We start from the raw sequence: 20753 nt of genomic DNA, 5'->3' as shown, positions 1-20753 counted from the left end.
TATTAAGGCTTTAAATATTAGTGGTAAGGGCGTTTTATGTTGGCAACCGGAATGTTTACTGTTCAGATGGCTTTGTTGGTAGTTGGTTTAGCAATGGTTACCGTCAGCATCGCCCAGTATGGGAAACGCACTCATGATTGGGGCGGCATAGTGAAGATGTTTTATAAGCGTGTCGAAATGACCTCAGGTGAATATAAAAGCTATCGGTTAGGTATCGCGCTGCTTGTCATTGGTGTGGTGATCCGCATTGTAAACTTAACGTTCTGGCCTGTTTAGCTCATATTAAAAACAATCAGTAGCGTTGCAGGGCAGGTTACTGTTGCTCGATAGTTACCGTTGAACGATAGGCGATAGCTTACTCGCGTGGCAGTGGTAATGTCAGCTCGACACACAGGCCACCAAGCGTACTTTTCGATAGTTTAAGGCCTCCTCGGTAGCTATGTGCCAATTCACTGACGATGTTAAGGCCAAGTCCTGTTCCTGGTGTCGTTTCATCTAGCCTAACGCCACGTTTTATTGCTGATTCATAAGCTGCGCTGTCAATGCCCGGGCCATCATCTTCAATCAGTAACTTAATTGTCTTTTTATCCCCATCAATTTGGTGAATACGAACAAGGTTATTTGCCCACTTATAGCCATTTTCGATTACGTTGCCGATGATTTCATCAAGGTCTCGCTTTTCTATAGCAACAACTAACTCGCTATCGAGCTCGTTCACAAGTACAACACCACGGTGAGCATAAACTTTATCCATCGCCATGGAGATGGCATCAACCCGTACAGAAGGGGCTGTCTTTGCGGCTAGAATGTTCRCAGCCCCCGCCATACGAGCGCGGCCAAGGTGATATTCAATCTGTTGTTGTAATTGTTGGAGCGTAGGCTGCAACTTCGATTGTGCAGCTTCAGGTAATTGTTCAACGTCGTTATTGAGCACGGCAATAGGGGTTTTTAAAGCATGAGAAAGATTACCAGCATGGTTTCTTGCTCGTTCTAGGATCTCTTGATAGTGAAAAAGTAGTGCATTAAGATCATCAACAACCGGACGGATTTCTTTTGGGTAGCTACCTGACAGTTCTTTTTCTTCACCGTTACGAACCTGCTTTAATTTCGCCTGCAGTCGGAGAAGTGGCCATAGCGACCAACTAACCTGTAGCGTGATAAGCAGAAGAATCCCACCAGACATAATCGCCAATATGACCCAAAAGCTTCTTGTCAGTTCATGAAGTGTTTTTAGCAATTGATCTTGGTTTGCCGCAATGGTTAACTCAACGGGTTCATCAACTTCTGGCAAATAAAACTCACGCTTTACGGTAAGCAAAGACTGTTCGTTTGGGCCCTGATAACCGCTCTCTTCATCACCGGTTATTTTTGTATCCCATAAAGAGCGAGAGCGAATTTGCGTATTGTTAACGCTTAGGCTCCAGTACAAGCCGCTATAGGGTTGTTGAAAGCGAGGATTCGATATTTTTTGTGGGAGGCTGAGTTTACCCGTTGCATCAACATCAACCTGAGCTGTTAGCTCATCAAGGTATAAGTAGAGCTGGTGCTTTTCTTGTGTAACCAAATAATCTTTAATGAAGCTTGGAACGATGTAACCAGCAGCAAAAGTGATCAGCAGCAGCCAAACTGATGAGGAAATCAGTAGATGGCTGCGAAGGCTAGATTGTGTTGATAGGGTAGGCTTAATCGGCATTTATGCGATACCCAAGCCCACGAACTGTTTTTATTACATCACTGCCAATTTTACGGCGTATACGACCAATAAACACTTCAATGGTATTTGAGTCTCGGTCAAAATCTTGCTTATAAATATGCTCGACGAGTTCAGTGCGTGAGATAACTTTATCTGCGTTATGCATCATGTAAGAAATCACTTTAAACTCAAGCGCAGTCAGTTCAATACATTCGCCATTGTGCATAACCTTAGAGCTGCGGGTATCTAAACTGAGGCCTCCCACTTGAATAACCGGTGAAGCGTTACCCGTCGCACGGCGAAGTTGTGCACGCAGACGAGCAACAAGTTCCACCATTTGGAAAGGCTTGGTTAAATAATCATCAGCGCCAGCATTGAGTCCTTCTACCCGCTGAGTGAGCTCATTTCGAGCACTCAAAATAATTACAGGTGTCGATACATTTTCGTCTCGAATTCCTTTGAGTACGGTTAACCCATCTAATTTTGGTAAACCAAGATCCAGAATAATACCGTCCCAAGGTTCAGATGTCGCACGGTATAATGCATCAATACCATCAGGGGACAATTCCGCCACCCAACCGTTACTTTCTAAACCGGCAACAATTTGTTCGCCAAGTGTGACTTCATCTTCAACGACAAGTATTTTCATTCAGATACCTTGATGACATTTTCGAGAGCGCGACCTTTAATTTCAATAATAGAAAGTGTTTTGGCTTCATATTCTACTTTGACAATGTTGTTGTTCGGGTCGATAAGTTTTAATTCATAAATCCAGATATCATCGTCCTCTTCAAGTTCAACCTTTATAATTCGGCCTCGAAGTTGCTTGCTAACGACTTCTTGAAGTGCTGAATAGGGTTGAATTAGCCCCTGCTGGACAGCCTGCATAACGTCATCATGGTCTTCATCAATTTCAAGCTCAACGCTAGCGTAAGCTTTCGAAGTAAGTAATAAAGCCAATAAGAATAGGGTAAGAAACTTTCTGGATATATTCATGACATTAATTGTAATGCATTGTACGTGAACCGAAAATGAATATTGTTGGTGATAAAGTACTCGATTGAACTGTAGCACATATAAAATTTATTCTTGATCACAAAGTGATTTAAACCTTCACATTATAATCAGCGCCAACGTGACGTATTCCAAGGATTATTATGCAGCTGTCGTTAAAGTCGAAACTTCTTCTTTCTAGTTTTGCCGCAATTTCAATTACAGCCATTGCGCTGGGTGGATTTTCGTATCAATCAATGAAGGCGCAAGCCTGGCAATCAATTCAAAGCGAGAGTACTAATACTTCCATTGCTGTGACAAAAGGGATTGGTGATTGGCTTGGTGATAAGCAAGCAGCAATCACAGGTATGGCAGATATAATGCGCAATAGCGCCGAGCCAGATATTGTCAACCATTTGAAGCAAACATTAACTTCTGGAAATTTCAGTCTTAGCTTCTATGGTAACCAGCAAGGGGAGATGTATCGTCATGATCCATCATTAAACCGAGCGGGTTATGACCCTCGTACTCGCGGTTGGTATCAAGATGCTCAAGCTGCGCGTAATGCCGTTGTAACTGCACCATATGTCAGCCATACCATGCAAACATTGGTTGTGACGCTGGCTGAGCCGGTTATGCAAAATGGTACTTTGGCCGGTGTTGTCGGCGCTGATCTTGCGTTGGGCGACTTGATGAAAGATGTGCTAAATGTGCCAGTGCTAGGCAATGGTTATGCCATGCTGCTTGATATGAAAAATCAAGTTATTGTCGCTCACCCGAACGAAAAATCTCAATTAAAGCCTATTTCCGAGCTGGGGCTAACAACACAAATACTGGAATATGAAACCAATCGAGGTGATGGCTTCTTCTTTAGTGACTTTGACGGGAAAGATCGTGCCGTTGCTGTACAGCAAGTCCCTAACTCGGGCTGGGCCATGGTTATGGTGATGGATCGCGAAACCCTTGAAGCGCCGATTGTTGAGACATTGGTCGAGCAATTATTAATTGGCTTGGCAATTTTAGTTGTGGTTTGTGGCTTTATTAGCTGGCTAGTTAACCGCCAGCTAAGCGAGCTTAATAAGGTCTCGTTAGCATTGGCAGATATTGCGAACGGCGAAGGTGACTTAACAGTACGTATTGATGTAAACACGCAAGATGAGGTGGGTAAGCTTGCTGATAACTTTAATCAGTTTGTTGCTCGTCAGCACATAATGGCGAGTAAATTACGCGATATTACCGTCGAGCTAAACCGTAATGCAGCTGATGCTGCGACATCTGCGACTCAACGTAGCCATAATATTCGTCATCAGCAGGATGAAATTACAATGGTTGCCACAGCGGTAACTGAAATGGCGAGTGCCACCCAAGAAATTGCCGGTAATGCTGAAAATACAGCGAAAACTGCAGAGCAAGCAGTAACACTTACTGCAGAAGGGCATAGCCAAGTAGGCCAAAGTCAGCAATCTATTGGTAACCTTGCCAGTGAAGTAGATAGTGCTGTGGGCATCATTGAAGATTTGAATGAACATGCATTAAAGATCAGTACGATCTTAGCAACCATTCGTGATATCGCAGAGCAAACGAACCTACTTGCATTGAATGCGGCCATTGAAGCAGCACGAGCAGGTGAGCAAGGCCGTGGCTTTGCCGTTGTTGCTGATGAAGTTCGTGTGTTGTCTCAGCGTACACACACTTCAACGGAAGAAATTCAGACCATGATTGAAACGCTTCAATCAACAACCAAGCAAGCTGTTTCGGTAATGAATGATAGTCACCACTTGGCTGAAACCAGCGTACAAGATGTCGATGGTGCAGGTGACAGTATCAACAATATTGCCAGCGAAATTAATGTTATTAGTGATATGGCAACACAAATTGCTTCAGCTGCAGAAGAGCAATCGAGTGTAACGGCAGAAATAAGCCGTAATACTGAAGGTGTTCAAGAAGTAGCAAATCAAATGGCAGTGGAAGCTCAAGAAGCAGCCCAGCAAGCTGAAGGTTTGAAGTCACTTGCTGATCAGCTTGAATCTGAAGTGAAACGCTACAAGTTATAAGTAACCTTGTTTAGTGAGTGAAAAGCCAAGCCATCCTTGGTTATATAGAGTAACTTAAAGGGTGGCTTTATTATTTTGCCTGTCTATACATTTGGTGATGGCTAAATATCGGGGGTTGGCCGCATACGGATATAACGTGCAAAACGAGGGATGCCGCTATCGGTGAAACCGTTGTGTCGAAATTGAATAATACTGCCTAATGGGGGAGGGCTTTCTCGTTCCGCATCACTAAACCCAGAACCAATCTTGAACTTAATATTGTTTGCGGTTAGCACCCAAACCGACCCAAGCTTTCCTGTGTATTTACCTTCCCCTTCTACATACCCAATAACGGTAGCTTCGCTATCATGATAGTTTTTTAGCTTAAAGAAACCGTCAGTTTTACCTGAACGGTAATCGTTAGCCTGATGTTGAAGCATTAAACCTTCACCACCTTGCTTTTCAACCTCATCTAACAACTTGAGAAGTGCATCTAAGCTGGCTATTTGCTGCTGTAAAATAACATGAATATATGGTGATTCTAGAGTCGGTATTTGTTGTGAAAGCGCTTGGTAGCGTATTTTGAATGGCCCTTTTATGGAAGATGAATCGAATACATGAAAAGTTACTTTCCGCCATAGCTCATCGCTTGGCACATCATCTAATACTATTTTACTCAATGCTTGAAACTGATCCCTGCCAAGCCAAAGCTCTCCTTCAAAGCTTCGATTTTTTGGGAAGTTGGCCGTGAACCACCCGGGTGCATGGATGAGATTTCCACGACGAGTTTGTAGATTTTCACCATTCCACTGTGCGCGAATCCCATCTAACTTTTCACTCACAAAGTAGTGGCTAAGATTCTCTAACTTCATGTCAACAGAGCTTAAGTCTGCAGGTGATAGGGCGGTTGATCGCATGACATCGGGCGTAGATCCTGAAACAGCATGGAAAGGACTAAGCAGTAAAGCCAATGCGCCAGAGAGTCGGTTTAGCCGAAGGGCACCATTAATGATAAACGACATAGATTGGATACCTTTGTGGATAGTAATTATGCCTAGGCTGTCAGGTTTAGTACGGTGAGTACAAAGCAATCTAGCAGAGAGCATGATATTGCGAGAAGTTACGCCAAAACATGTAATTATGAGCACATTAAAAAAGAAAAAATGCGAGAGGAATCTATGACGGTTAACCGGAAAAAATGGGTTTGCTTTATTGTCTGTAAAGTTAAGTATGAATGTATATTACACGACCAGAATTGCTAACGGTGGACTCACTTAGTCAATAAGAAGTTTGGGCTGGATCAATACTGGCGATTTTTCTTTTAACTTATTAGGTTGCTAACTACTGTTTTCAGGTTATTTTTGATATRAACATGACATAGTATCAAGGCAAATGTGTAGCATATTATCGAATGGCTATAACCTGTTTGGTTGCTACACAAATTCAGCCGACTTAAGTGGATAGATAGATATGACATCTTGGAAAGTTTCATTAGTTGCAGGTTTAGTCGTTGGTAGCTTATTGGCCACGGCTGTTTGGAATCGAAATCCGGGTCCAAGCCAAGAAGATTATGACGCTTTAAAACAGAAAAATGCACAACTTGTTGAAGATAAACAAGTACAGCAACAACGCTACGAAAAGCTTGAAACTCAGTCAGCGATAGATCTACAAGCCATTGTTCTTAAGCTTGAACAAAAACAAGCTGATTTAGATGCGCAAAAAGTTGAGTTTGAAAAGCAGCTTAGCTCAATGAAAAAAGAACAAAAAACCTTAACCGTTACGAAGAAAAAACTTGATACTAAAGTGGTTGAGTTGAAAACGACCGCCGAGAAACAGAAAGTCGTTTTAGACAATTCTAAAGAGCTTTATCAACAACAACTCCGATTACAAAAAGATGTTGAAAGCGCGAAACGGCAAGTAACAGAATCAGAGAGTATTGCTAAAGAATTCAAGCAGGCATGCGATGAATTTAAATCGGGCACTAGCTGGAATTGGGTGTCGCAGGCTGACTGCGATAAGTATGAAGCGAAGCTAGATGTTGTTGAAGAAAAACAAGCCCAACTTGTTGCGTTGGAATCAGAGTTAGAAGAGCTCAACAACAGAATTGAAATTGATGTGCCAAAAGTAAAATAGCCTGTATTACATGAAAATAATGAGTGCGACGCAAAGTCGTGCTCGTTTTTTGCCTCTTAGAGTAAAAAAGCAATGAAAATTTAATGAACGCTTAGCAATAACTGGAAAGTGTTGATCTAAACTTTGTTATAAAGTGATTATGCGGTATGAAAGAACATATATTCGTCAATGATCATTAATGTTTAATAATGTTTTTAGTAAGTTTCTAATCTCCTATGAYTATATAGTTTATTACTGCTGGGTGGGAGCACTATTAGTTCAATATATATCAAAACATACATTAATGGTGTAATGGTGTAATGGTGTAATGGTTTGAGGTTTATTTTCACATTTTCATTGCCTTGGCGTCAGGTGCGACGTTACTGTAATGATTGAGCTTTATGTATCTACAGTGTAATCTTTGGTTTGTGTGAGGGAACTGATGGCAGGCGTTAGATTAGCGGGTAAAGTATGCGTAAAATGGATAAGAAAATCGATAACCAACTAAGAATTACATTAACAGATGTTTGTGAAACGGCATTAAAAGAAATTGACGGATTCCAATGGATAACCCATCTTGCTAATTATTCAAACTTCCCGAAAAGTTTGAGGGTTATTTGTATTTTTAATACCAATGAAGAGCTTTCTACTTTCATGGGTGGTGGTGGTGAAAAATCACTCACACTTTTAATTGAGAGCAAACTGAATACAATGGGTGTCAGATTTAAAAGTGTGGCGGCTCATATCTCATATGATACAGAAGAAAACTGTACAAAAGAAAATAATGGGAACTGGGCTATTAGATTGGGGTGAATGTATATAGTACGTGTCTATCTGACTTTGTGGCATCAGTGAATGGTGTTGCGGTTCTAAATTTTTTTGCTACAGGCAGTATCAGCATTCCGCTATATTGCCCCTGTAGATAAAAAACAGAGAATTAATGAATATAAAAAAAGCTGTTCAACAAATTGTTATTAAGTCGTCTTTTATGCCTGTTATATCTCATGTTACCATTTCTTGTTAGGTAGCTTCCAACAGTAGGCTTTAATGAAACTGGCATATAGGAGTATGTGAAATTAAAATCCCCAAAAGACCTGTCAATATGCATGACCAGTATCATGCCCATGTATATTTCGATAAAGATTCTTTGGTTGTTGCTACTAAATTATGCAATGAGGCAGGTGAAAAATTTGGTTTAAAAGTGGGCAGAGTACACCAAAAGGCTGTTGGTCCACATACTAAATGGAGCTGCCAAATTCTATTTGGTAATGAAAGTTTTGATGACTTAATTCCTTGGTTAGATACGCGTAGACAAAATTTGAGTGTGCTTGTTCATGGAGTAACAGGTGACGACTTAGCGGATCATACAAAATATGCGTACTGGCTGGGTGACTCAGTTGAATTAGATTTGAGTGGCTTTTAGGAGTCTAGCAAAGCGATTAAATTAAGTTTAATCGCTCGTATATTGGAGCTCATCAAGTAGGCTAAGAGTGGATAATGAGCTGCCCGTCTTCAGTAGTTACAAGGCTAGCTTTATCTTGATCGATGAGTTGTGCTGCATAAGACGGTGTGACTGCTTGAACTTCACCTTTTGCTTTCATTGCTAAAGCTTCCCATGCATGGTCTCTATATTTGCCTGCCTGAGTGTATTGGATGAGTACTTTCATAGTTTTATATTCCGGCGTGATTGACGTGCTACTAACATTAGTGTGTTTGCGGTGGTTGCGCACCTGTTAAAGATGAAACATAAGTTTAACCAAATGGTTTGGGCGTTTCGGGTGAAATGCTGGTAAGTAATGAGGTTACTGCAATACGTATATAGCAAGAACGTTACACATAACAAGGCGCTGCAACCGACTTCCAGCGGCTGAGCGCGGCGTTATGTGCAAGGAGTGTACGAAATATGAATATTGGAATATATATATACGATAATGCTGAAGTTCTTGATTTTTCAGGACCATTTGAAGTATTAAGCACAGCAAAGCGATTGGAAGATAATAATTGGAATATATTCTTGGTTGCTGAAGAACGTCGTATTATCCAAGCCCGCGGAGGGTTTCCGGTTCAACCTCATTTTGCTTTTGATTCTCACCCTGATATTGATGTTCTAATCGTGGTTGGTGGCGTGCATACAGAAGAAGTGAAAAATTCAAATGTAGTATCGTGGGTTTCACAGGTTGCAAGTAAATCCCAAAGGGTCCTATCAGTTTGCACCGGTGCTTTTATTTTAGCTGAAGCTGATTTGTTAAATGGTTTAACGGTTACTACACACTGGGAAGATATTGCGGATCTTAAAGCAGACTACCCAGCGCTAAACGTTGTTACTAACCATCGTTGGGTTTCTGATGGAAAATATATCACCTCAGGTGGAATCTCAGCTGGAATAGACATGAGTCTGGATTTAGTATCAAAGCTTGCTAACTTAGATTTAGCTGAAAAGACTGCCAATCAAATGGAATATCATTGGCAAAAATGCATATACAAGTTGCTTAAACGGGATAAAAACAGTTGCTAGAATTGAAAACAATCGGATTGTTCTTTGTCACGGCAATCGCAGAAATATTGGGTTGTTACTTACCTTATCTCTGGTTAAAAGAGGATAAGTCGGTTTGGCTTTTACTACCAGCAGCATTCTTCCTGGTACTATTTGCATGGCTGCTATCTCTTCATCCTACTGCTGCGGGTAGGGTTTATGCCGCGTACGGTGGTGTCTATATTTTTGTAGCAATACTTTGGTTATGGGTAGTTGATGGTATTCGTCCTACTTTATGGGACGTAGTCGGCGTATCAGTTGCACTGTTAGGAATGGCAATCATAATGTTCGCGCCCAGAACCATATAACAAACTGCTCAAGAGGGGTTCGAAACGCGTGGCATTTTTACTATGCGTTGATTTAAGTGATTAAGGTAAGGTGCGTGTCTACTTATTGAACTACAAAGGTATTTTGTGGGGATTCTTAAGTGGCAGGCGTTAGGCAATTCATGAAAATGGACAGTAAGGAAAAACGATGTCTGAATATACTGCTGAAATTCGATGGAATCGTAGTAAAGATGAAATTTTTATCGACAATCAATATAGTCGCGGTCATATTTGGGAGTTTGATGGTGGTGCAACTGTTTTAGCATCATCTTCACCTCATGTTGTTCCATTACCATATTCAGTTGAAGCCAACGTCGATCCAGAAGAAGCTTTTATAGCGGCCTTGTCTAGTTGTCACATGTTGGTATTTCTCTCAATTGCAGCCAAACGTAAGTATGTAATTGAAGAATATGTCGACAATGCTCTTGGTTTAATGGAAGAAGATACTGATGGAAAAACATCAGTAACAAAAGTAACTTTACGACCTCACATCGTATTTTCCGGTGAACGACAGCCAACTTATGAGCAACTAGAGAAAATGCATCATATGTCCCACAGGAACTGTTTTATAGCAAATTCAGTCAAAACAGAGGTGACGACTGAGATAATTGCTTAGTATCAAGCTTGAAGAAAGCCCCAAGTGATTATATTGTGAAGTGACCCCTTGTGTCAGTATTTCTATGCTTACTGTCGTTGTTGACAGAATTGTGCAGTTGAGTTGCATGAATTGCTAATGTAAGCTTACCTATTACATTGATTTATTTGATCAAAATATAAACATTATCTCGAAATAAAGAACATGAATAACAGATATTTAAGTGGCGTGGACAAACTGAATGAACTTGATCCTGATGCTGTTGGAGCGATGACAGAACACTTCAGTGAGGTTTGCCCAGATCTTGCCAGATACACCATCGAATACCCGTTTGGCGATGTGCTACAACGAGAAGGATTAGACTTCAAGACCCGGGAATTGGCCACGATTGCAGCGCTAACTGCGATGGGTAATTGCCAGCCTCAGCTCAAAGGGCACATAAAAGGCGCAATCAATATTGGCTGCACGCAAAAAGAAATCACCGAGATCATCTTACAAATGTCAGTTTATGCTGGTTTTCCCGCTGCAATCAACGGAATGAATATAGCCAAAGAAGTATTTGAAGAGCGATAAAAAGCAAAGGTTTCCTTTGCCTTTAATGGCTATATATTGTTGCCCTGTGATCGTTGTGCCAATCTCTTTGCCCAGAGATTGGCACTGATCCCATGGGTGATCACGCAAAGGGTAACAGTACAGACCACAACATCGATTAAGATTGATTTACTTTGAAGTGGGTTGCTAATAGCGATGAGTAGAAACACGATGCTGGCGAGCCCCCTTGGGCCGAACCAGCCTAAAAAGAGTTTATGCTCCCAGCTTTCATCAGTGCCGTGCAGAGATATAATGATGGGGATAATGCGAATAACTGTCAGGCTTAACAGCGAATAGAGTAATACATTGAGTGATATACCAAGCCAGACTTGGCCAACAACCGCGACACCAAATGTCACCCAAGTTAGCATAACGATTAGCTCTGCAATCCCTTCACTGGCAAGGACTAACTCGTGCGTGTCTTTCTTGGCTAACCTACCAAATAGCAGTCCACCCGCGAAAGCTGCGATATAACCGCTGCCATGCAGTGTCTGCGCGACGGCAAAGCAGCTGAATGCCAGCGCGATGACAGGGATCTGCAGCCATATATGGGTAAACCAGCCCCTAGAATAACAAAACTGCATAATAGCGGCGCCAACCCCCGTTAAAATCAACCCGACAAGCGCGCCGATACCAATCTCTTTGACAAAAAGCGTTAATGCCAAAGTGGTTCCTTCTGTTTGGCTATTTACCGCTAAGGCGATAAATAAGAATAGAACAGGAACACAGAGCCCATCGTTGAGGCCACTTTCCGCATTGAGCCCTTCTCGAAGACGGGCAGGAACGGCTTTATTGTTCACTACGCCTTTTCCCAGAGCAGCGTCTGTCGCGGCAAGCATGGTCGATAAAATGCAAAGCTCGAAAAGCGGTATCTGCGGAAAGAACAACCAACCAATAATGACGCCAAGCGTAATTGTTAAAGGTAAACCGATAAGCAGCATGCGGCTGGGAATATGGGAAAATTTTCGAAGTAACGAGAGATCCGCATTGGCGGCATCGATAAATAAAACTAAGGCAAGCGCTAAATCGGCAATGATACGGAGCTGGACGGCATCAACCTTAATATTCAAAACGCCCAATATCATCGGCCCGCTGATGAGGCCAAAGCCAATGAAAATCATCGGTCCAGAAATGATACTTCTTTCAATACGCCCGGCAACGGCACTAAAAAGGAAGGCGAATAACGCAAGAACAGCAAGGTTGTAGTACATACGAAACCACGAATGTCAGAGAGGGGCGATGGATTATCAATCATTTTAGCTCGTAGGAACTATCCAATGTCCTATTGCTGAGAAAACAGTTATCCGGACACCTCACTAAAATAGCTAGACAGGAAAGTGCCCACGGTTTTATATCACCATAACCGTTTTTTACTGTGTTGGCCTAGACAGCATGAGAATCTGATGTTCATTAAACAGTAAATTGAGTGATCGCGATGCAAGAGAATGAAAGCGAAGATGCGGATTCAGAATCAATAGAAACACACCATGACAATAGTAGTCATGGGGAACCTAAACATGGCCATAAGGCCACGTTAATTGTGGTGCTGGTTACTATGCTTTTCATGATCTATTACCTAATATCGGATCGCTTTACCCCTTATACAACAAATGCTCGTGTTCAAGCCTATGAAGTGCCGGTGATACCGGATGTGTCGGGCTATATCGATACGGTTTATGTCAAAAAGAACCAAGCAGTGAAGGCTGGCGATATGTTTTTTAAGATTGAGCAACGTCGTTTTATCTTCGCAGTTGAAGAGGCCAAGGCTCAGCTTGCCATTGCTGGGCAAAAAATTGGCTCAGATACTGCGGTGGTTGCCGAGGCAGCAGCCAAGGTGAGTGAAGCTAACACCATGCTGGATGAAGCCAGAACCCAAGCGGCTCGCGTTTATGCATTGGAAAAAAAAGGGATCTACCCCAAAGCGGAAGGGGACTCGGCTAGAGCGAGAGTAAAAGCGCTCCGATCACAAGTTAAAGCGGCCGAATCCCAACTAGAAAGGGCGAGGCAGGAGCTGGGTAATAAGGGGCAAAACAATCCCAAACTGCGGCTTGCCGAAACTCGGCTAGAGCAAGCTTTGCTCAATTTGTCCCGTACCGAATTACGAACAGCATCAGACGGCTATATTGGTTCGATTAAACTGGACCGCGGTAATTATGTGACAGCCGGTCAGCCGATCATGAGTTTTATTTCTACCACGGATTTATGGATAGAAGCGTATATGTCAGAAAACAATTTGGGCAATATACGTGTGGGTAATCCGGTAGATATCTCACTGGACGCTTATCCCGGTAGAATTTTTAAAGGCAAAGTCAAAAGCCTAGCTGTGGCGGTATCGACGGGAAAGCCTTATTCACAGGGAGCACTCAGTGCTGCACCTAAGTCCACGGGATGGCTGCGTAGTCCACAATTTTTCTCAGTCATCATATCGCTGAAAGATTATCAGTTACCAGAAGATCAGCTGGTTAACTTGCGCCATAACGGTCAAGCCGATGTGGTCGTTTATACCAGTGATAGCTCAATCCTCAATTCACTTGCACATCTTTGGCTACGCCTGATGAGCATGTTGTCTTTTGCCTATTAGCATGATTTTATGGCAGCTTATTTATGACAGGTAACAGAGCATGGCAGGCATAGTTCCATCGACGGAGTATTGGCCTCGTAGAGCCAAGCGCCTAGCTTTGGGGACGACGTTAGCATTGCTCATATCTCAATTCGTGCATTGGAAGCTTGGTTATGTCTGCCCGTTGATTACAGCGATCTTATTGCAGGACTCGAAAGCACAAACCCTGTATCAAGCCTTTGCCATCATGCTGTGGGTGACGGTATTACTATTCAGTCAGTGCCTCGTTTTTTTTATTTTGTCACCGTACCCGATATTGTTTCTTGTTTACGTGTGTTTGGCATTGTACTGGTTTTACCGTTGGGCACTGGAAAGCGATGTGCATGGCCTTGCTTTAGCTGCAGGGGTAATAAGCTTAACGGCGATTCCTGTTGTGGTGACGATAGACCCTATCACCGCTTGGAAAGTGGCTAATGGCCTTTGGCTTAATTTCTTGGTTGCTTTGCTTATCTCTCAACTGGCTTTTAAGGCCTTACCCCCGAAATACAATGGTGAGTTAGGCGATAGCCATAGCCATCATGGCCCGGAGGGAGATACCACTTCGATAGCGTTAACAATGGCAGTTACCATGATGCCACTTGTTGCTTTTGTTATTACCTTTACTGTCACCGATTTACTGATACCTATTTTGGCCACATTTTTTGCGATGGAACTGAGTAGTGTTGGAGCATACCGTGAAGGTCGAGTTGGCGTGGTCGCCAATATGTTTGTGGCCGGGTTCGGAGCGGTAATTTTCTATGAGCTCATTGTTATGTTTCCTCACCCGGTATTCTTAGGGTTATTCGCTATGTGTTTTCTTTTGTTCTGGGGCGGGAAAATATTCAGAATGACTAAAACATCATTGTATTGGTCATCGGGTATCAATGGGTTTCTAGTACTTATTGGTGGGGCGATGTACTACGTAGACAGTGATGTTGGAGTCAGCCTATTAAAGCGTGTGATGCAAATTTTTCTGGCTGGCCTGTATGTGTGGGCTATGTTTAAGGTGACCGATATGTGTCGTTATTATTGGTTACGTCTTTCACTCAAACTATCTAAAAAACCATAGTGTTGATTAGCTGGTGTGGTATTCCAGTCGCCGGAAGACTTCTTTTCCAAGCCTGATGAATGGCAGAACATGGCGATGCCAACCGTTATGCTCTGTAATAACTCCAAACCACCAGTAACTAAGACTCTTCTGCTGACTTATTATAGACGGCTTAAGCGGATAAACACCTCGACCTTTTGGTCGGTCTTTACGTATTTTTGGTGGTTTTTGCCGAATAAACGGCCAATGCGCTTAATACAATGCTTGTACTGAATTCATTAGATCAGAAGGTGAGGTGCGTGTCTACTTGTTGAACTACAAAGGTCTTTTGTGGGGATTAGTAGGAACGGGCGTTAGCCACCAACAAGTATTTCAACTATGGAGAGGACGAATGTTCGTAAGGAGTGCGACAAAACATGATTCAAGTAAGTTACTAGAACTTATTGAACGCAAAGCTGAGTTTGACCGCAGCATGAAAGCATTTCACGGTGAAATCTCGACATCAATAGAGAAAATAGAACGTACGTTATTTGGTGATAACCCATTTGCACATGCTTTATTGTTAGAGTCTAACAATGAATCATACGGGTTTGCTCTATATCATTATCGTTATTCATCGTTTAGTGGAGAACCATCAATCTGGCTTGATGACCTCTTGGTTATTGGGGGGCAAAGGTCAAAAGGTTATGGTGTAGAGCTTATGAAAGCTTTGAAAGAACAGGCTCAAAAATCATTGGTTTCTCATATTTCATGGACAGCTAGCCCTCATAACAATAAGGCCCAACAGTTCTATAAAAGGATTGGTGCGGAAGTTGAGCGTATGGATGGCAGGCGACCATATTTTCGTTGGGATATAATCGCCTCACAAAGAGTTCAAATCTACAGCTAGCACTTGGCGATTTTAGTTTGGTTGGGTTTTGTGATTGTGCTGATTTACGCATAAATCCAATTGACAAGTTACTTCCGTTATATGATGCTGGTTGTATGAAAATGAATCTAAAGCAACTTACGAAACGAATTATCATCACTCCATAAGAATGGTGGGATTTTTGATAGGCTTTAGATTATTGAACCCACCCGTAAAGGTGGGTTTTCTATATCTACCTTATGGGGAAACATTCTCTTTGAGGAGGTTACATGAAAAAGGTAGCAGTTTTTGGCAAACCAGGTAGCGGAAAATCGACTGTAAGCAAAGCATTAGCTTTATCTACAGGGACGCCGCTTCATCAGTTAGACTCGATTGTTTATAAGCCCAACGGTGAGCTTGTAGCTCGAGAAGTATTTGATAAAGCACATGACAATATATTGTGCACAGATAGCTGGATAATTGATGGGTTCGGACCTATCAGCTCATTCAATAAACGTTTAGAAGCTGCGGATACCCTAGTTTATATAGATCTCCCGTATCCAGTCAGCTATTGGTTTGTGACGAAACGCTTTTTAAAAGGGGTGTTTATAAAGCCAGAAGGTTGGCCTGATGGAAGCTTAGTACTCAAAGGTACGCTGGCGAGCTATAAGACGCTCAAACTGTGCCCAAAGTTCTGGAATGATGATTTCATGTCTAAGTTAATAGAAAAATCTGATAGCAAAGATGTTCACGTAATTAAAACCGTAACTGAACTGAATAATTTTGTTTTAGAGCATGTAAGTAACACGTCTAAAACAAATGACTATGGCGTTAATAACTAATTTTAGCGATATTCTTATTTCACATAACGCCATCTTTCTTACACGTGCAATGATGGTGACTTATTTCTTTCGTTGTTTGGAAGGCTACAAATCATTCTTGAATAAAAATGCATTATTCGTCATTATGAAACCATAAGGGATTGGTTTGATATGGATGTTATAATATGGAATACCTTTTTGCAGTTACTTTGTTTGCAGTTTCCTCCTCAGTTACACCTGGACCAAATAATATTATGGTAATGACATCAGGTGTTAATTTTGTTGTGAAGAAAACATTGCCTCTTCTTGCTGGTATCTGCGTTGTCGCCCGTTAGCAAAGCGTTATTACGTAGAGTCATTATGGTGACAGCGTAATGTGGAGTCGACTGTTGCATCAACAATATGGAATTCACCAAATAACTTATAAGGATATTTTATGCTAGGAAAGCATCAAAAACCATATGAAGAGTTTTACCATTCAACTCATACCAATGAACACTTGGATACTCGAACTGAATTATTAGTTGGTTTATCTGCCGCAATGGCAATGAATTGTTTACCATGCATTCGATATTATTTACAAGAATCTAAAAAGGCAGGTATAACTAAAGGTGAAATATCTGATGTCACAGCTAAAGTAATGGCTGTAGCCGCAGGCCAAAAGAAACTTCAAATGCAAGAAGTACTATCTAAATATAAAATCGACATAGATAACTATTAGGTGTGTTATGTCGATACTATGCTGCAGGAGTGAATATGGAAGTTCTAAATAAGCTACACCCATCGCATGAACAGATGGAGAGGCTAAAATCTTCACCTGATTCGGGCGAGGTTCATCTGCTAAACCTTTTTTAAATTCCGTGATAAAGCGGTCTATGCTGATGGTCGGGAGTCGGACTTAACGGGTAAAGATGCATATGAGTTGTACGGTCAACCAATGCTCAAAGTACTCGAAACGTACGGTGCAGAAGTTGTTTTCTATTCTGAAGTTACTGGTCTGATCCTTGGTCAGGTAGGTGAACTTTGGGATGCATTTGTAATTGTTAAATATCCATCTCGTAAAGCACTGCTTGAAATGACGTCCTCTGAAGAATTTAAAGCTCTAGCTGTTCACCGTGAAGCAGGTCTTGAAGGGCAGTTGAACATAGAAACTAAGATACCTTAGTGTTTGGGTAGTGCTGTTAGCTACTTAATTGAGCGTTATGTCAATTATCATAAGTTCATGGTTCTAATTAATCTTTGATTAAATTAATAGGGTTTAATCAAAGATTTTAACTCCGCTGTAATTTTTATATTTATTCTTGAAATTGAATTAAGTCTATGTCCAAATTTAAGTTTAACTCGCTGAATTTAATCATAAGGGTGAGGTATGAGTGCAGGCCATTTATTACAAGCTAGGAACCTACTTTTGGAGTTTATGAAATACTATTGTGCAACGGTTCTTGTACTTGGAATAAAAGGCGAGCTATTTAACTTTGCACTCAGGTTTTGGTCTGACAATCAAATGTCGTTTTATAGCGGAGGACTTTGGCAAATTACGTTTATTTTGTCATTTTTCTTAACAGTTTATGTAATGCTTGTTAAGGACTATCCAGAGTAGGAAGCTAAAAACTATAATAAGGGGGTGAGGGGGTTTAAGTTATTGATATTTCGATATGAATTGGCTTATTTGTGCCCTTAGTGTTCGTTGCATCATGCTTACAATAGGCGGCAACAATAGCACTTCCTTGTTGCCATACATAGATTACGACAATCATTGTTTTGAACTAGGAAGTCAGTGGGTATTAGTAAACTAACGAGATATTTAAGAGCGAACCTCAATGCTCGGCATTTTAAGTTCAAGGCTGGGTTTCGTGTTCACGGTGTATTATTTAGGTTAGGCGGTAGCGTAGCTCTAACCCTTACAAGGAGGGATGATGTTCCCATTAGAAGTTTGGTTAGCTTATAGCATTGCATGTTTACTGTTGGTTATCTCACCGGGGCCAGATAATTTACTCGCGGTAGGCCGTGGCCTCAGCCAAGGAAAGTTGGCTGCAGTTGTATCGGGTGTATCTTCAGGGGCGGGAATCTTATTTCATGTTCTAGCTGCAACGTTTGGGCTTACCTTATTGCTTCAAACATCAACCGTTGCATTTTATGTTGTTAAATTTATTGGTGCTGCTTATTTGATTTGGCTTGGCGTTAAAGTTCTCAGGTCTAGAAATTTATTTTCGTTGGAACCCGCTAAAAAACAATCATTGAAAACAATATTCTCTACTGGTTTTTTATCTGCAGCATTAAATCCGAAGCCGGGTATGTTTGTTCTCGCTTTTATTCCTCAATTTGTTAATCCAAGTTTAGGCTCGGTCTCAATCCAAATGTTAGCTTATGGTGTTTGGTTTGCATTACTTACAGCAGTCGGTTTTAGTTTAATGGGTGTTTTCGCCTCAAAACTTTCAAGCTGGTTAAAGAGTAAGCCAAAAATAGTTTCTGGTTTAAACATTGGTGCAGGGTTTACATTTGTGACATCGGGGTTAGCCGTTGCGTTTATGAAACAACGGTGAAGGATGTATAAGGCCATCAAATTACCTCTAGAGCAGCCTATCTACTTCGGGCTGTTTAATGGTTTTGTGGCCATACCATGGTGGTATCACGAACACTAGTCATTCATGGTCCTCATTTGTTAGACGGTTTTTATCGTCCCACGCAGTATCAGGCTTTCCCGAAAAAGGGCCGAATCTTACCTTTCATTACCTAAATCAATGCTATAAATTGATTATATCATGGTGGATTACGCTATTAGGCAGCGAGGAAATATGGAAGTTACTCTACTTGCGGATCATCCGCATGAAGCAAATAAAATAGCTCAGTGGTACTACAATGAGTGGGCTCACATAGCCCCAAATGTTACTGAAGAAATAGTGCGTGAAAAGGTTGTTGAAAAGTCGATTAATCGTAATGAAATTCCTTTGGCAATAGTTATTCATGACAATAGTGAACTTGTTGGAGTTGTAGAGCTTAAATATCGTGAAAACAGGAATTATCCAGAATATGAACATTGGCTAGGTGGCGTTTTTGTTAGCCCCTCGAACAGAGGTCGTGGAATATCAAGCTTGTTGGTTTCAGAAGCTAAAAGTAAAGCCGTGAGCTTAGGCATTAAGCAGCTGTATCTACAATGTGAAAGCCACAATGTAGCTCTTTATAAAAAACATGGTTTTAAAGAGTTACACCAAGCAAGTCACCTTGAGATCACAACAACGATAATGGTATGGGGCTTAACCTCATAACAGAAGTATTTAGTAGGGGATCAGCATATATGGAAACAGATAGACTTCAATTAGTACCACCTACCATGGAGATTCAGTCCTTAATGCTGGAAGCGATAAGGGAAAGTGAGGCTGAGCTTAGTGAGTTTCTTCCTTGGGTTCCGTTTTCTTTGACTGAAGAAGAATCAATCGAAAATATGAAGCAAGCAATATCAAATTTTGAGGCGTTCGAAGGTGAGTTACGTTACTCACTAGTTGATAAGAACTCTGGCATATTTGTTGGGGCAATAGGTCTTATCATTCGTGATAAAGATGTACCATATTTTGAAATTGGCTATTGGTTACGGAGTACTTGCGTTGGTTTTGGGTATATAGCTGAAGCGGTGAGCGTTATTGAAAACTATGCGTTTACAGAACTTAAAGCAAATCGTGTAGAAATCAGAGCAGCTGAAGGAAATACAAAAAGTAGGGCTGTAGCTGAGCGATGTGGGTATTCATTTGAAGGTACATTACTCAATGAGCGCAGAATGCCATCTGGTGATTTAAGTAATACGGTGGTTTACGCGAAAACTGTCTTATAGCAATTGATGTGGGTTGACCTTGGTCTTCCTCTCTATATTCGATTGAGAGAGAGGACATGTCATTAGTTAGGCGATTAACGAAACAGATAGGATTGACTAGATGGCAGAAGAAATTAGCTTTGATGAAGTAAAAACCAATGGACAATTAGAATCTATAGTGGAACTGGCGAGTATTATTTGGGGGGAGCACTATACGCCCATAATTGGCTCTGCTCAGGTTGAGTATATGCTGGGTAAATTTCAATCATATACTGCTTTAAAAGATGAATTAAAAAACAATAAAGTACATTATTACGTGATTGAGCGTGGTGGGAATTTAGTTGGTTATTCGGGCGTACGATTAGAAAATAATGCCCTATTTCTGAGTAAATTATATGTCTTATCAAGCGAAAGAGGTAAAGGAGCAGGAAAGAAAGCAATAGGATTTATGATACAACTAGCTAAAATTAACAATAAAAACCTAATCTACCTTACTGTTAATAAGGAAAATACTGGAACTATTGCTGCGTATGAAAAAATGGGATTTAAAATTGTTAGTGAAGTCTGTGCTGATATCGGTAATGGATATGTCATGGATGATTACAAAATGGAGTTAGAGTTATAAAAACGTCGTTGACAAATTCGTATAATAAAGTGCTCTGTTGGTTTTACGGAGCACATATCATGAAGGCGTTATGTTTCTCTTTTAGTCATTTTGATTATCAATAATTGGACATTTTTACTTACATTACAGCAG

At 41.2% G+C, this 20753-nt stretch carries 25 protein-coding genes and 1 pseudogene; 20 read left to right on the top strand and 6 right to left on the bottom strand.

Annotated elements, in window-relative coordinates; genetic code table 11:
• Positions 1-36: 36 nt before the first annotated feature.
• The gene (locus L4D78_RS21875) at positions 37-276 is read left to right on the top strand and encodes a hypothetical protein (RefSeq protein WP_428468883.1); all 240 of its coding nucleotides are present in this window, start codon (positions 37-39) and stop codon (positions 274-276) included.
• Positions 277-355: 79 nt separating this feature from the next.
• On the opposite strand, the gene L4D78_RS21870 is transcribed toward L4D78_RS21875, so the two are convergent.
• From L4D78_RS21870 to L4D78_RS21860, 3 genes are read right to left on the bottom strand one after another with little or no spacing between them, the layout of a single operon-like run.
• Positions 356-1693, bottom strand: coding sequence for an ATP-binding protein (locus tag L4D78_RS21870; protein ID WP_428468882.1), 1338 nt, complete (start codon positions 1691-1693; stop codon positions 356-358).
• Complete coding sequence (locus tag L4D78_RS21865) at positions 1683-2342, bottom strand: response regulator transcription factor (RefSeq protein ID WP_428468881.1); 660 nt, start codon at positions 2340-2342, stop codon at positions 1683-1685. Before L4D78_RS21865 ends, L4D78_RS21870 begins: the two co-directional genes overlap by 11 nt.
• Positions 2339-2689, bottom strand: a complete 351-nt coding sequence (locus tag L4D78_RS21860) for a PepSY domain-containing protein (protein ID WP_428468880.1) — start codon at positions 2687-2689, stop codon at positions 2339-2341. The genes L4D78_RS21865 and L4D78_RS21860 overlap by 4 nt, the downstream gene beginning before the upstream one ends.
• A gap of 161 nt (positions 2690-2850) precedes the next feature.
• On the opposite strand from L4D78_RS21860, the gene L4D78_RS21855 reads away from it, so the two are divergent.
• Positions 2851-4740, top strand: a complete 1890-nt coding sequence (locus tag L4D78_RS21855; protein WP_428468879.1) for a methyl-accepting chemotaxis protein — start codon at positions 2851-2853, stop codon at positions 4738-4740.
• A 101-nt stretch (positions 4741-4841) separates the two neighbouring features.
• Here L4D78_RS21855 and L4D78_RS21850 read toward each other — a convergent pair whose 3' ends face one another.
• Positions 4842-5741, bottom strand: a complete 900-nt coding sequence (locus L4D78_RS21850) for a DNA ligase (RefSeq protein ID WP_428468878.1) — start codon at positions 5739-5741, stop codon at positions 4842-4844.
• 448 nt (positions 5742-6189) lie between these two features.
• Between L4D78_RS21850 and L4D78_RS21845 the strand changes: the two genes are divergently transcribed.
• The 3 genes from L4D78_RS21845 (at position 6190) to L4D78_RS21835 (ending at position 8254) form a co-directional block, all read left to right on the top strand.
• Complete coding sequence (locus L4D78_RS21845) at positions 6190-6852, top strand: chromosome segregation ATPase (RefSeq protein WP_428468877.1); 663 nt, start codon at positions 6190-6192, stop codon at positions 6850-6852.
• Between the two features lie 459 nt (positions 6853-7311).
• Positions 7312-7644: a Fis family transcriptional regulator gene (locus L4D78_RS21840; RefSeq protein ID WP_428468876.1), complete on the top strand. Its 333-nt coding sequence runs from the start codon at positions 7312-7314 to the stop codon at positions 7642-7644.
• Between the two features lie 289 nt (positions 7645-7933).
• Positions 7934-8254 carry a DOPA 4,5-dioxygenase family protein gene (locus tag L4D78_RS21835; RefSeq protein WP_428468875.1) on the top strand — a complete coding sequence of 107 codons (321 nt, stop codon included), beginning with the start codon at positions 7934-7936 and terminating at the stop codon, positions 8252-8254.
• A gap of 61 nt (positions 8255-8315) precedes the next feature.
• On the opposite strand, the gene L4D78_RS21830 is transcribed toward L4D78_RS21835, so the two are convergent.
• Positions 8316-8498: a hypothetical protein gene (locus tag L4D78_RS21830; RefSeq protein ID WP_428468874.1), complete on the bottom strand. Its 183-nt coding sequence runs from the start codon at positions 8496-8498 to the stop codon at positions 8316-8318.
• A 236-nt stretch (positions 8499-8734) separates the two neighbouring features.
• Here L4D78_RS21830 and L4D78_RS21825 point away from each other — a divergent pair, with 236 nt between their 5' ends.
• From L4D78_RS21825 to L4D78_RS21810, 4 genes are all read left to right on the top strand, one after another.
• Entirely contained in the window at positions 8735-9346 is a 612-nt protein-coding gene (locus L4D78_RS21825; protein ID WP_428468873.1) for a DJ-1/PfpI family protein, read from the top strand.
• A complete protein-coding gene (locus tag L4D78_RS21820; RefSeq protein WP_428468872.1) occupies positions 9340-9672 on the top strand; it encodes a YnfA family protein in 333 nt (110 codons plus the stop codon). Before L4D78_RS21825 ends, L4D78_RS21820 begins: the two co-directional genes overlap by 7 nt.
• A 166-nt stretch (positions 9673-9838) precedes the next feature.
• Complete coding sequence (locus tag L4D78_RS21815) at positions 9839-10306, top strand: OsmC family protein (protein ID WP_428468871.1); 468 nt, start codon at positions 9839-9841, stop codon at positions 10304-10306.
• Between the two features lie 183 nt (positions 10307-10489).
• The gene (locus L4D78_RS21810; RefSeq protein WP_428468870.1) at positions 10490-10858 is read left to right on the top strand and encodes a carboxymuconolactone decarboxylase family protein; all 369 of its coding nucleotides are present in this window, start codon (positions 10490-10492) and stop codon (positions 10856-10858) included.
• A 29-nt stretch (positions 10859-10887) separates the two neighbouring features.
• Here L4D78_RS21810 and L4D78_RS21805 read toward each other — a convergent pair whose 3' ends face one another.
• Positions 10888-12087, bottom strand: coding sequence for a cation:proton antiporter (locus tag L4D78_RS21805; protein WP_428468869.1), 1200 nt, complete (start codon positions 12085-12087; stop codon positions 10888-10890).
• Between the two features lie 224 nt (positions 12088-12311).
• Between L4D78_RS21805 and L4D78_RS21800 the strand changes: the two genes are divergently transcribed.
• From L4D78_RS21800 to L4D78_RS21750, 11 genes and pseudogenes are all read left to right on the top strand, one after another.
• Positions 12312-13457, top strand: a complete 1146-nt coding sequence (locus L4D78_RS21800; RefSeq protein WP_428468868.1) for an HlyD family secretion protein — start codon at positions 12312-12314, stop codon at positions 13455-13457.
• A 40-nt stretch (positions 13458-13497) separates the two neighbouring features.
• On the top strand, positions 13498-14544 hold the full coding sequence (locus tag L4D78_RS21795) for a DUF2955 domain-containing protein (RefSeq protein WP_428468867.1): 1047 nt from the start codon (positions 13498-13500) through the stop codon (positions 14542-14544).
• A gap of 370 nt (positions 14545-14914) precedes the next feature.
• Complete coding sequence (locus L4D78_RS21790) at positions 14915-15412, top strand: GNAT family N-acetyltransferase (protein WP_428468914.1); 498 nt, start codon at positions 14915-14917, stop codon at positions 15410-15412.
• Positions 15413-15660: 248 nt separating this feature from the next.
• Entirely contained in the window at positions 15661-16212 is a 552-nt protein-coding gene (locus tag L4D78_RS21785) for a P-loop NTPase family protein (protein ID WP_428468866.1), read from the top strand.
• Between the two features lie 164 nt (positions 16213-16376).
• Positions 16377-16514: pseudogene (locus L4D78_RS21780) on the top strand (LysE family translocator); the annotation flags it as partial.
• 113 nt (positions 16515-16627) lie between these two features.
• A complete protein-coding gene (locus L4D78_RS21775; RefSeq protein WP_428468865.1) occupies positions 16628-16912 on the top strand; it encodes a carboxymuconolactone decarboxylase family protein in 285 nt (94 codons plus the stop codon).
• Between the two features lie 216 nt (positions 16913-17128).
• Positions 17129-17356: a DUF1330 domain-containing protein gene (locus L4D78_RS21770; RefSeq protein ID WP_428468864.1), complete on the top strand. Its 228-nt coding sequence runs from the start codon at positions 17129-17131 to the stop codon at positions 17354-17356.
• A 751-nt stretch (positions 17357-18107) separates the two neighbouring features.
• Positions 18108-18734 (top strand): LysE family translocator, encoded by a 627-nt coding sequence (locus L4D78_RS21765; RefSeq protein ID WP_428468863.1) that lies wholly within the window; start codon positions 18108-18110, stop codon positions 18732-18734.
• 252 nt (positions 18735-18986) lie between these two features.
• Positions 18987-19457 (top strand): GNAT family N-acetyltransferase, encoded by a 471-nt coding sequence (locus L4D78_RS21760; protein WP_428468862.1) that lies wholly within the window; start codon positions 18987-18989, stop codon positions 19455-19457.
• A gap of 29 nt (positions 19458-19486) precedes the next feature.
• Entirely contained in the window at positions 19487-20017 is a 531-nt protein-coding gene (locus L4D78_RS21755) for a GNAT family N-acetyltransferase (RefSeq protein WP_428468861.1), read from the top strand.
• Between the two features lie 100 nt (positions 20018-20117).
• The gene (locus L4D78_RS21750; RefSeq protein ID WP_428468860.1) at positions 20118-20621 is read left to right on the top strand and encodes a GNAT family N-acetyltransferase; all 504 of its coding nucleotides are present in this window, start codon (positions 20118-20120) and stop codon (positions 20619-20621) included.
• Positions 20622-20753 lie beyond the last annotated feature (132 nt).

It is taken from the genome of Photobacterium minamisatsumaniensis (genome assembly GCF_050336695.1).
In the GTDB taxonomy this organism is placed as follows: domain Bacteria; phylum Pseudomonadota; class Gammaproteobacteria; order Enterobacterales; family Vibrionaceae; genus Photobacterium; species Photobacterium minamisatsumaniensis.
The sequence above is the reverse complement of the archived record's forward strand: the minus strand, read 5'-3'. Positions and strand labels throughout refer to the sequence as shown.